This is a genomic window from Bradyrhizobium sp. Unk1, from assembly GCF_059512345.1.
On the sequence record NZ_JCAMOP010000011.1, the window covers coordinates 48242 to 60347 of the forward strand.

Consider the following 12106-nt stretch of genomic DNA (forward strand, 5'->3'; position numbering starts at 1 on the left):
CGCTTCCGGCCACCGCCTCGCTTGATCGGCATTGCTGTCCTCGCATGAGAATAGTCCTGGAATAGCCACTGGCAACGCCCCGGCATTCGCAGCTAGACTCGTTGCAACCGCTCACCAGAAAGAGGAACCGCGTCATGGAAATCACCGATGTGCGGGCGCACCATATCCGCATCCCCTATGACGCCGGTGTCGCGAGCTTTCGCCAGGGCGCGTCCGCAATCTCCGCGCTCGACATGGTGCTGGTCGAGGTCACGACCGATGCCGGACTGACCGGCTGGGGCGATGCCTTTGCCTATGTCTCCCCGCGCACCACGCGAAGCGCCGTCGAGGAGATGATCGCGCCGCAGGCCCGCGGGCTGAAGGTTCCCGATGCCGCCGGCATTCCCGCGGCGATGGAACAGATCCAGCGCAATTTGCATCTGTTCGGCCGCTACGGCATCACCATGTTCGCGATATCAGCGCTCGACATCGCGCTTTGGGACCTGGCCGCGAAGATCGAGGGCGCGCCGCTGCATCGCCTGATCGGCGAGACCAGGCGCTCGTCCATCCCCGCCTATGCGAGCCTGCTGCGGATTGGCTCGCCTGAGAACATTACCGGCGAATGCAAGAAGGCGCTCGCGCTCGGCTATGGCGCCATCAAGCTGCACGAGACCACGACACCGGCGGTGTTTGCCGCGCGCGAGGCGATCGGGCCCGGCATCCCGCTGATGGTCGACATGAACTGCCCGCTCACAGGCGAGCAGGCGATCGCATTCGCGAAGGCGTGCGAGGACGCGCAGCCGATGTTTCTGGAAGAGCCGGTCTGGCCGCCGGAGGATTTTGCCGCACTCGCCGACGTCCGCCGCGAGGGCAGGCTCGGCGTCGCCGCCGGTGAGAACGCCTGCACGGAGTATCAATTCCGCCAGATGATGAATGCAGGCGCGGTGAGCCATGCCCAGCCGTCGGTGACCAAGGTCGGCGGCATCACGGAATTTCTGAAGGTCGCCGCACTCGCCGATCAGCTCGGCGTCCAGATCGTTCCGCACTCCCCGTATTTCGGTCCGGGCCTGCTGGCGACATTGCACCTGCTGGCGACGCGCGACGACGGGTTGGTCGAGATGTTCTATCTGAAACGCGAAGCGTGTCTGTGGGGCGGCCGCGCCGATGTCGATGCCACCGGCCACGTCGCGGTGCCCTCGGGACCCGGGCTCGGCTATGAGCCCGATCGCGGCGTGATGGAGCGCTACCGCGTGGCGTGATCGCGACGCCTATTTCGCCGCGTCCTTTGGTGGCGGCGCGTCCTGCTTCTTCTTCAAGTCTTCCGCGATCTTCACCTGCGCAGCCTGAAGATCGCCCAGCGTCTTCTGCAGGCCGGCCACAACCGTCTTCAACGCATCGATCTGGCGGTTGGCGGCATCGAGCTTCTGCTGATGATCGAGCGTCAGCTTGGTGATCGTCTTCTGCAGGAAGTCGACGTTGCTCTGGAGGCAGCTCGTGCGCCGCTCCATGGTCTTCTCGACGGTGCAGATCTCGATGCCGGGCACGTCCTGCGCGCGGACCGGCGCAATCGCCAGCGTGGCGAGCAACAACATCGCGAAACAGACGCCGGCACTTCGAAGCAGCATGCAGGTTCCTCGTCCAAATCAATCACGGCAATGTGCGCTTTTTGCGCGCCGACGCCGGAGGCTACCACACTCGTACCGCATTCTCGCGTTGAGCTTGGCTTGTTCCCTTGGACGGGGAGCGGTGAACCGTGCGCGGAAGAAGAAGTGGGCGCTCTTTCCGCGACTTTGATTAGGGGAGATTTTTGGAATGGCAACGCGCGATAGACGTCTAGCGGAATTCGATGGCGCCGGAGAACCGCCCCCTGGCCTGCCGGTCGAAGTGCTCTGTGAGGACCATAGCGGAACGTATCAGCTGCCGTTCGCCTGCCGCTATGTCGAGGGACGATGGCAGAACGATGCGGCAGGCGTCCCGGTGGAAGCCACCGTCATCGGCTGGCGCGTGCCGCGCGTCAAGCACTCGGGCTTCGCCTGACGAGCGGCGTCTGTCTCAAAATGCAACGGGGCCGCGCTCTGCCTTAACGAACGGAACGCGGCCCGAACGAATCGCGTCCGAATCAGCCGAAACGCCGTGTACGCGGCTGTTCACGGCTAGATGTCGCAACCAGCCCGCACGCGTATACAATATCTGCGCAGCATGTGGCACGGCCCGAGCCGGCCACGGGTGCTAAAAGTTAACGGCTTCAAAGACATGGCTGCCGGGTGCAGCAGCCTGGGCCTCGCTCCCAAAACAGGCAGGCGGGCGCCGAGCCTGCCTAATATTCGACCTCGAGCTCCTCGATCTCGGCCGGCTCGTCCCTGGCCGCCCCGATCCATTCCTCCATCTCGGGCATGGCCATGATGGTATCGGCATAGGCCTTCAGCAGCGGCTCGAGCTTGACGTCATAGGTCACGAAGCGCGTCACCACGGGGGCGTACATCGCATCCGCCATGGTGCGCCTCGCGCCGAACAGGAAGGGTCCGCCTGATTTCTCCAGGCAGTCGCGCCAGATGGAACAGACGCGGTCGATATCGGCCTGGGCGCGCGACCAGATCTTGAAGCCGGGGAAGTGCCCCTTCAGATTGACCGGCAGCGAAGCGCGCAACGTTGTGAAGCCGGAATGGATTTCGCCGCAGATCGAGCGGCAATGCGCCCGCTGGACGCGGTCATCAGGCAACAGACCGGCTTCCGGCATCGCCTCGTTGAGATATTCGGCGATCGCCAGCGTATCCCAGACCACGGCGCCCTCGTGGCGCAGGCACGGCACCAGGATCGACGACGACAGCAGCAGGATTTCCGCGCGCGCCGACGCGTCGTCCGGCGCGGTGACGATCTCCTCGAAATCGAGCCCGGAAAATTTCGTCAGCAGCCAGCCGCGCAGCGACCAGGACGAATAGTTCTTGCTGCTGATGGTCAGTGTCGCCTTCGCCATATGGCCTCTTCCCTACGCCTGTGACTTGCACGCCGCCCGGCCCGCGGGAGTGCTCATGACCTGTGCTTCCCGCAAAAGGAGGAGCAAGCGATGTGCCAGTTTTGAGGGCGGTAGGGCTCCCGTTTGGCTTCGATATTGCATGACAGCACGGGAAGGTGGGCGTTTCAGTATGATGTCGATGTATTATCAGGCCTTTCAGAACCATATGGACCTCACCGCGCCGTGGCGGGCGGGAGCTTCGTCCGCGCTCAGATTCCTCAATCTGGTGCCGCAGGGCCTATCGGATCAGGTCGTCGGCCGGCTCTCCGCCGCGCTGGAGCTGATCTCCCGCTCCACCCTCACCTATCACCGTCCGGCCTACGGCATCGACAGCGTGATGGTGGGCAACCGTGAGGTCGGCGTCACCGAGGAGGTCGCCTACGCGACGCCGTTCGGCTCGCTGCTGCACTTCAGGAAGGACGGCGTGCCGGAGCAGCCGCGCATGCTGCTGGTGGCGCCGATGTCGGGCCATTTCGCCACGCTGCTGCGCGGCACCGTGAAAACGCTACTGCAGGATCACGACGTCTACATCACCGACTGGCACAATCCGCGCGACATTCCACGCCGCGAAGGCCGCTTCGGGCTCGACGATTACACCGATCATCTCATCGACTTCCTCGGCCAAATGGGCCCGCGTCCGCATATGGTCGCGATCTGCCAGCCCTCGGTCTCGGCACTCGCGGCCGCCGCGGTCATGTGCGAGGGCAACCACCCCTCGCGGCCTGCGACGCTGACGCTGATGGCAGGCCCGATCGACACGCGCATCCAGCCGACCAGGGTCAACGAGTTCGCCAAGAGCAGGCCGATCGACTGGTTCGAGCAGAACCTGATCAACTACGTGCCGGTGCAATGCCGCGGCGCGCTCCGCAAGGTCTATCCCGGCTTCGTGCAGCTCACGGCGTTCGTCTCGATGAATCTCGAGCGCCACATCAAGCAGCACATGGATCTCGCCAACCATATCGCCAAGGGCGAGAAGGAGAAGGCCGCGAGCATCAAGACCTTCTACGACGAATATTTCGCCGTGATGGACCTGCCGGCCGAGTTCTACATCGAGACGGTGCGTGACGTGTTCCAGGAGCACCTGTTGCCGCAAGGCAAGTTGATGCACCGTGGCCGTCCCGTGAACACCAAGGCCGTCAGCCGCATGGGACTGATGACGGTCGAAGGCGAGAAGGACGACATCTGCTCGATCGGCCAGACGCTCGCCGCGCAAGACCTCTGCACCGGTGTGCGCGCCTATCGCCGCGTTCACCACATGCAGGCCGGCGTCGGCCATTACGGCGTGTTCTCGGGCAAGCGGTGGAACAACGAAATCTATCCGCTGCTGCGGGATTTCGTGCACGTGAATTCCTGACTGTCATTGCCTGCCCCCAGACCGGGGAAAAACGGCACGTGCCTAATGCACTTGCTCGAGCAGCTCTTTCGCTTCCACGACTTCAGAAAGATTTCGCTCCACATCGAATTCGGCCAGCACGGGAGCGAGCACTTCGGATACCCCGCCTGCTCGGCCATTTCTTTTGTGCAGGCGTGCAAGCCCAAGGGCGCTGCGCAGCTCGAAAGTCTTCGTCTGCTGGTGTCGTGCGATCTCAAGCGCTCGGTTGAGGGAAGCTTCGGCACTGGCTTCGTCCGAAGGATCAAGACGCGACAAAAGTTCGCCGCGGGCGCGATGCAGCTCGGCATCAAGCCAATGCTGGCCGGATTGCCCGGTCCATGCGATCAATTCGCTCAAGATTTCCAGCCCGGTTTCGAGTTGGCCCGACGCAGCGTTCGCCACGGCGACCTGCATCCCCCAAAACGGCTCACAGAGATAGCAGTCATTCTCGTGCAGCAAGGTCCAGCCGCGACGCATTTCCGTCAGTCCGGTCATTCGGTCGCCGGCACGCCACTTGGCGAGGCCATCCAGGTAGGTGCCGGCGGCCACATACAACGGCATCGTGTGGTCGCGCGCGAGACCGAGCGCCAGGATCGTCTCTGTCTGCTGCAACATGCCTCCGCATAGTCCGTCGAACACAGCGCGATGAACCAGCGCGTTGGCCTGGGACAGCGCCCGTTTTTCTCCCGAAGCACTCACCGCTTCGGCGGCGAGGCGGCGTGCCCGCGCGATCTTGCCAAGCGGCCAAAGCACCAGGGCAAGAAACCTCATGATAACGAACGGGAGATCCAGTGCCGAAGCCCTGAACGTCGCGGGATCCGGCTCGGCAGCATAGATCTCGAGTGCCTGCTCGAGACGCATGCTCGCGTTCAAGTAGTCACCGCCGAACCAGCAGGTAACCCCGCCCGTCCAATGTGCAACGACGGCGGCCACCGGTGAGTCCGGTCGTCGGTCAGCGGCGCTCCTGATGGCATCCGCCAGCTCCCGCATCGGAGCGAGTTCGCCGTGTGTCAGGCAAGCATTGAAGAGACCCGAATGGACCGGCGCGAGTTCAACGGGATCATTGATGTCGGCAGCGAACTGCCGGGCACGCGTCCATGCGGCAACCGTTTCGGGAGCGCTGTGGCCGAGGCTGCCTCGCAACGCACGGCCGTATGCGATTTGAAGATGCAGCCTGCTCATCATCCGGCGGGGATCATCTGGCACCTCATCGGCGGACGCAATCGCCTTGCCGAGATGCGCAATCGCCTCGGAATAGGCCGAGCGCTTCAGCGCCTGCTGGCCCGCCTTGCGCCACCATTCGAGGGCGACCTCGCTCAGCCCCGCCTCGGTGAAGTGATGCGCCAGAACTTCCGGCTCAGTCTCGGCGACGGCCGGAAACTTCTCACGCAAGACATCGCCGATGCGCTTGTGAAGCACCTGCCGTTTGCTCTTGAGCAGGCCTTCATAGGCCGCTTCCTGAACGAGAGCGTGCCTGAAGCTATAGTTTGCGTCGGGCGGCGTCCCGCGACGCACCAGCAGTTCCGCCTCTTCGAGTTGCGTCAGCGCAGCGCTCAGCGTCAGATCATCGCGTCCTGTCACATATCTTAGCAGCGCGTATGAAAAGTCGCGGCCGATGGCGGCGCCTATCTGCGCCACCTCCTTGACGGGAGCCAGCCGGTCGAGCCGCGCCATCAGCGAATCCTGCAGCGTCGCGGGAATAGCGAGCGGCGGAAGCGGACTATCGAGGCGATAACGTCCGGAATCTTCGGTGAGCAGTCCGGACTCCAGCACCATCTTGGTCAGTTCCTCGACGAATAGCGGGATGCCGTCCGTCTTGTCGATGATCTGCTCCATCATCTCGCGCGGCAGCTGGCGGCCAACGGTCACCTGCTCGACCAGCGCACGCGTGTCCTGCCGGTCGAGCCGGTCGAGCCGCAGCAGACTGACGTTGCCAAGGCCCGACCAGGAGGGCTCGAACTCCGGCCGGGATGTCATGAGCATGAGTATTGGCAACCCCCTGATCCGGTCGACCCCGAGATCGAACAGTTCAAGTGTCGTGGCATCGGCCCAATGCATATCCTCGCAGATGATCAGCAGGGGTTGCTCTCGCGCCAACCCCTCGAGCTGATCGAGAAGCGAGGCAAACGTCTGTCGCCGCTGCTGCGCCGGGCTCAAACCGAGCGGCGGATAATGGTCGCTGGTTGGAATCGAAAGGAGCGCCGCAATGAGCGGTGTCGCCCGGGCGACCTGCTGCGTTCCAAGCGCCAGCATTGTCTTAAGCTTGTCGAGCTTTTGCTCCGGCGTGTCGTGCGAGCGGATACCGGCTGCGCGCTCCAGCTGCGCGACAAAGGGATGAAGCGCGCTGTTGGTGTGGTAGGGCGAACACTGATATCGCACCCGGCGGTGCGCCCCTAACGCGGGGTTCTCGGACAGCGTTGCGACAATGCGCGACTTGCCGATGCCCGCTTCGCCGGAGATCAACACCATCTGGCCCTGCCCCTGCCATGCCAATCGCTGGCGCGAGAGCGTGAATTCGATCTCATCCTTGCGACCGACAAAGCCGATCGAACGCGCTGCGCGGACCGCCTCGAAGCGACTTTCCGATGCGGCCGCCCCCTCGACCGCCCAGACCGCGATGGGTTCGGCTATCCCCTTGACCTCGCGGCGGCCGAGATTGCGAAAAGTGAAGAGATCGCCAAGGAGCCGGCGCGTCGACGAGGCGACGACGACCACTCCCGGTTCCGCCAGGCTCTGAAGCCTGGCAGCGAGGTTTGGTGTATCGCCGACCGTTGCGTGCTCCTCAGACGCGTCTCCGCTGATGAGGTCGCCGACCACCACGAGCCCGGTCGCGATTGCGATCCGCAGTTCAACTCGTTCGTCAGCGCCCGTTTTGAGTTGCCCAATCGCAGAAATGGTGTCGAGGCCCGCTCGCACTGCGCGCTCCGCATCGTCCTCGTGGGCGCGGGGATAGCCGAAATAGACCAGTATTCCGTCACCGACGAACCTGGCGATCCTGCCGTCATAAGCAGCAATGACGCTCGCACAGGCGGCGCGGTAGGCCCGGATCACTTCCCACATGTCCTCGGGATCGAGACGCGCCGAGAGCGCAGTCGAGCCGACCAGGTCGCAAAACATAACGGTCAGGTGACGCCGCTCGGCGTCGTGAGGAGGAGCCGGTGATGCGATCAACGCAGCTGGATCGAGGTCGGCAATGGCACGCAGCATTTTGCGGCGATGGCCAAGCAGGACTCCGAGCTTGTCGAAGTCCTCGGCCATCAGTTCGGGAAGGACGCCCATGTCGATCCCATTTTGGACAAAACGCTCTGCGTATTGTCCAAGCCCCAGCTTCTCGAGCCATTCCGCAATCTGCATTGGCTCCACCGATCGTGTGGTTGGCAGTTAGCAGAATTTTGGACCACGGCGTGCGGGGACAATATCGCAACGTCACCATGATGGCACGTCTTGTTTGTTGCGCGACAACTTAGGTTGCTCAGTACCGATGCCGCTTCCAAGCAAAGACATTGCTCGACGCGAACGGCGGCGCTACTAAAAATCGTCTGCACGCAGCGTTGAACGACAGAAGTTGCGATGAGCCGTCAACCACTCGCCTTCAGACCTGACGTCGGCACTGGCACTGGTGCCCACATCACGATGCCAAGCAGACGTCTTCCGTGAGCACAATTGTCTTCATTCCTTGTCCTTGGGCACTTCGTAGTTGCGCGCCATCGTTCCCGCCGCAACTTGAAGCGAAGACCCAACGACCCAACAGCCGACGAGAAAGGCTATCAGCCCATTGGGTAGGCTTTGATCAAGGACAAGGATGCTGACGGACAGAGTTGCTGCAATCGCCGCGCCGAACGTACCGGCCGCACTCATGATCTCAGCAACCTCAGAGCCGTTGTATTCTTCCGAGGTGCTCGAAATCGACTTCCGAGCGACAGACCGGGACAAATCAATTCCAACATAATAGCTGAGAGCTCCGTAGAGCATCGTTAGCAGCACGATCCAGCCGCTTTCAAAAAGCCCGCCTTTCTGACGCAACAGGGTCGCACCCACATAGAGGCCGCAAGAGGCCCCAACGGCTGCGAGCCCAATTCTTTCGAGAAGATGGGCCGACTTGATAAGACTGGAACGGGCGATCCCAAGATTACCGGCGTACCTCGTTAGGGAAAATGCGCTGGAAACTGCGTTGCCTTTCTTCATGGGGGGCTCCTTAGTAAGTAGCAGCCTACCGGCCGACCCCGATTAGAAGCTGCGTGGACGCGTTTCGCGATGCCCTTGATTCCAATTTCCAAAAGATGTGGCTGAGTGATGGGGCTGGCTTGCTCGTAACCAAGACGAGAGCCAAACCAAAGCTGCGAGCTCGCGGCTTCGCAGGCATTGCATCTCACCCTTGTCTGTCAGTCAGCTCCGGGTGCAGCAATTTCTTGGAGGAGAGTTAGCTCGAAAAGAGAGTGATGGACTATGAGACTGTTCACATACTCCCGTTCCCTGTCGCTCCATCCAGTCACGATCTCAGGAGGACTAAGTTTGCATCGTTGCATACGCGGGATGTCGCCGCCTGCTGAAGGAATGGCCGGAATGCTTGCCCTGAAGCCCAGCGCCTCACGAATTCACGGGCACGAAGCAGGCGATCTCGCTGGCGAAGCGGCACCGATTTGGATTCTGATTTTGACGTGAAAACGCTCTACGCGTCCTGCCCGCCATGGGCTTCGCGACGCCATGCGCCCGGACTGACGCCGACCATCTGCGTGAACACGCGGGTGAAATGGCTTTGATTGGCAAATCCGGCCGAGATCGCAATCTCGGACAACGGCAGGTTGCGGACCGTCATCAGCTGCGTGGCCGCCTTCACGCGCTGACGCAGCAGCCATTGATGCGGCGGCAGGCCGGTGGAGATCCGGAATGCGCGTGAAAAGTGGCTGACCGAAAGGCCGAGCTCGGTCGCGATCTGCTCCAGCGCGACCTTGCCTGAGAGATCGGATTCGAACCGGTCACACGCGCGCTTCACCTGCCATGGCGCGAGGCCGCCACGGTTAGGCTCTGCGACAGGCTTCAGCCCGCCATAGGTCTGGGCGACGTGGGCGGTGAGCGCGAGCATCATGTGATCGACGAAAAGCTGGTTGGTCTCGTCAGGCCGACGCAGTGCTTCCTGCAAGGTGGCGCCGATATGACGGATGACCCCGTCGTCATGGCCCACACCGGGCTCGTAAGAGAGTTCGCCAATGCGCGGCGCGCCCGGTTGCCTCGCCATGTCGTGAAGGGCCGAGCGCGGCAAATAGAAGAAGAGCGAGTGAAACGGCTTGTCGATCACGTAGCGCGGGTCGCGCTTGAGGTCGTACAGATAGGTCGCGCCTGCACGAATATTCTCCCTGGTGACGTAGCGGCCTTCCTCCCAACATTCGCAAGCGGGATAGTCGCGGAGCTTCAAGCTGACGAGGTAAGCATCCTCCGCCGGCAACGAGCCGGAAAGCTCGGGCGTCGGCTTGTCATTGCGGACCTCGGTGACCGCGAGTTCCGCACTGCGCAGCGAGCGCGTGATCAGAACCGGAGCTTCCGTCACGCGAAAGCCCCGCCCGAGCCTCTGCCCGTAGACGCCTGCTTCTGTCATTTCAATATTCCATCCGTGAAAGGCACGTCCGCGTCGGCCTCTCCGAGGCGATGCATTATCGGAGATCGACGGCCGACGGTCCAGCTTCGCCGCATTAACACATAGATTGTGGCAGGCGGTCGCACTCCGTCGCGGCGAGGTGAATTCATTGTGATTTCAGCACGATTCCACAGGCTTGGCATCGCGAAGGACACCGCCGTTAACGTGTGCGGCAGATCATGGCGCGATTTTATCGTGCGTTCTCGAAAGCATCCGCTACGCGCCTTCGCGCGCTAGGCCGACCATTCCTCGCCCCAGACCTGGACGACGTGGCCGGGCGAGACTTCGCGATACTGCCGGACCGGCGGTTGATAATCCGGTGCGCGCACCGGGCTTCTGATCTCGTCGTTGGATGTCTCGCGCTTCGTGCCGCGGCGCGATGGATCGGGCACCGGCACCGCGGCCATCAGCTTCTTCGTGTAGGGATGCTGCGGATTGCCGAACAAGGCTGCGCGCGGGCCGGTCTCGACGATCTCGCCGAGATACATCACCGCGACGCGATGGCTCATGCGCTCGACCACCGCGATGTCGTGGGAAATGAAGAGATAGGCAAGGCCCATGCTGGCCTGCAGGTCGAGCATCAGGTTGACGACCTGCGCCTTGACCGAGACGTCGAGCGCGGAGACCGCTTCGTCCGCAACGATCAGCTTCGGCCCGAGCGCGAGCGCGCGCGCAATGCAGATGCGCTGGCGCTGGCCGCCGGAGAATTCGTGCGGAAAGCGCGCAGCCATATCGGCGGTCAGGCCGACGCGCACGAGCAGATCGGCGACCTTGTCTCGTGCCTGCGATGCCGTGGCGAGCCCATTGGCGAGCAGCGGCGCGGCAATCGCCGTCCCCACCGACATGCGCGGATTGAGGCTCGCGAACGGATCCTGGAATACGATCTGCATCTGCTTGCGGAAGTCGCGCAAGGTCCGGGCGTTCATGGCGAGGACGTCATGGCCGTCGACCAGGACGGTGCCGCTGTCCGGCTCCGTGAGCTTGAGGATGGAGCGACCGGTGGTCGACTTGCCGCAACCGGATTCGCCAACCAGCGCCAACGTCTCGCCGGCGCGCAGGGTGAAGGAGATGTTCTCGACCGCGTGGACCCGGCCCGAGACTTTTCCGAACAAGCCCGAGCGGATCGGAAAGCGTGTGGTGAGGTTGGCGACTTCGAGCAGCGGCCGCTCCGCGGTTGAGACCGTCTCAGGCGTCTCCGCCGGCTCGTCCGAGGTCCCCGTGACCTTGTCGACGATCGGAAACCGCATCGGCCGCGTCCGCCCGCCCATCGAGCCGAGACGCGGCACGGCCGCGAGCAGCGCGCTCGTATAGGGATGCGAGGGCGTAGCGAAGATGCGCGCGGTGGCGTCAGTCTCGACCGCCTGCCCGCCATACATCACCACGGTCCGGTCCGCGATCTCGGCCACCACGCCCATGTCGTGGGTGATGAAGAGGATCGACATCCCCTCCTCCTGCTGGAGCTCCTTCAGAAGCTCCAGGATCTGCGCCTGGATGGTGACGTCGAGTGCCGTCGTCGGCTCGTCGGCGATCAACAGCTTCGGCTTGCAGGCGAGCGCCATCGCGATCATCACGCGCTGGCGCATGCCGCCGGAGAAACGATGCGGATGCTCGTGGAAGCGTGATGCCGCCGCGGGAATGCGGACACGATCGAGCAGACGGATGGTCTCGGCCTCTGCCGCCGCGCGCGACAGGCCGCGATGCTGGATCAGCGCCTCGGCGATCTGAAAGCCGATGGTGAGCACCGGATTGAGGCTCGTCATCGGCTCCTGGAAGATCATGGCGACATCGTTGCCACGAACATCCGTCATGCTCGCTTCGGACAGCGTCAGTAGATCGCGGCCCGCGAGCGTGACGCGCCCCTCGACCCGGCCGCTCTCCTTCGGAATGAGCCGCATGATGGAAAGCGCGGTGACGCTCTTGCCCGAACCGGACTCGCCGACGATCGCCACGGTTTCCTTGGCCGCGATATCGAACGACACGTCGCGGACGACGGGAATCCATTGCCGCTCGCGCAGAAAGGACGTGGTCAGGCCCGCGACCGACAACACGGGGGACTGAGCTTCGGCAACGATTGGATCAGGCCTGCTTGCGCCGGTGCTCATGCGATTGC

The 12106-nt window shown here is 63.1% G+C and carries 9 protein-coding genes; 3 read left to right on the plus strand and 6 right to left on the minus strand.

Features of this window, described 5'->3' with window-relative positions; translation table 11 throughout:
• The first annotated feature begins 134 nt into the window (after positions 1–134).
• Positions 135–1238, plus strand: coding sequence for a mandelate racemase/muconate lactonizing enzyme family protein (locus AC5ZFO_RS15855; protein WP_282522869.1), 1104 nt, complete (start codon positions 135–137; stop codon positions 1236–1238).
• A gap of 9 nt (positions 1239–1247) precedes the next feature.
• Here AC5ZFO_RS15855 and AC5ZFO_RS15860 read toward each other — a convergent pair whose 3' ends face one another.
• Positions 1248–1604 carry a hypothetical protein gene (locus AC5ZFO_RS15860; protein ID WP_282522870.1) on the minus strand — a complete coding sequence of 119 codons (357 nt, stop codon included), beginning with the start codon at positions 1602–1604 and terminating at the stop codon, positions 1248–1250.
• A 187-nt stretch (positions 1605–1791) separates the two neighbouring features.
• Here AC5ZFO_RS15860 and AC5ZFO_RS15865 point away from each other — a divergent pair, with 187 nt between their 5' ends.
• Entirely contained in the window at positions 1792–2016 is a 225-nt protein-coding gene (locus AC5ZFO_RS15865) for a hypothetical protein (protein WP_014492853.1), read from the plus strand.
• 280 nt (positions 2017–2296) lie between these two features.
• Here the strand turns inward: AC5ZFO_RS15865 and AC5ZFO_RS15870 are convergent, their stop codons facing one another.
• Positions 2297–2953, minus strand: coding sequence for a glutathione S-transferase family protein (locus AC5ZFO_RS15870; RefSeq protein ID WP_282522871.1), 657 nt, complete (start codon positions 2951–2953; stop codon positions 2297–2299).
• Between the two features lie 169 nt (positions 2954–3122).
• On the opposite strand from AC5ZFO_RS15870, the gene AC5ZFO_RS15875 reads away from it, so the two are divergent.
• The gene (locus AC5ZFO_RS15875) at positions 3123–4346 is read left to right on the plus strand and encodes a polyhydroxyalkanoate depolymerase (protein WP_282522872.1); all 1224 of its coding nucleotides are present in this window, start codon (positions 3123–3125) and stop codon (positions 4344–4346) included.
• 42 nt (positions 4347–4388) lie between these two features.
• On the opposite strand, the gene AC5ZFO_RS15880 is transcribed toward AC5ZFO_RS15875, so the two are convergent.
• The 4 genes from AC5ZFO_RS15880 to AC5ZFO_RS15895 all read right to left on the minus strand — a co-directional run bounded on the left by AC5ZFO_RS15880 (position 4389) and on the right by AC5ZFO_RS15895 (position 12098).
• Positions 4389–7718: an adenylate/guanylate cyclase domain-containing protein gene (locus tag AC5ZFO_RS15880; protein ID WP_282522873.1), complete on the minus strand. Its 3330-nt coding sequence runs from the start codon at positions 7716–7718 to the stop codon at positions 4389–4391.
• Positions 7719–8033: 315 nt separating this feature from the next.
• The gene (locus tag AC5ZFO_RS15885; protein ID WP_282522874.1) at positions 8034–8549 is read right to left on the minus strand and encodes a hypothetical protein; all 516 of its coding nucleotides are present in this window, start codon (positions 8547–8549) and stop codon (positions 8034–8036) included.
• Between the two features lie 484 nt (positions 8550–9033).
• Positions 9034–9957, minus strand: coding sequence for a helix-turn-helix domain-containing protein (locus AC5ZFO_RS15890; protein ID WP_282522875.1), 924 nt, complete (start codon positions 9955–9957; stop codon positions 9034–9036).
• A gap of 272 nt (positions 9958–10229) precedes the next feature.
• On the minus strand, positions 10230–12098 hold the full coding sequence (locus AC5ZFO_RS15895) for an ABC transporter ATP-binding protein (protein WP_282522876.1): 1869 nt from the start codon (positions 12096–12098) through the stop codon (positions 10230–10232).
• Positions 12099–12106 lie beyond the last annotated feature (8 nt).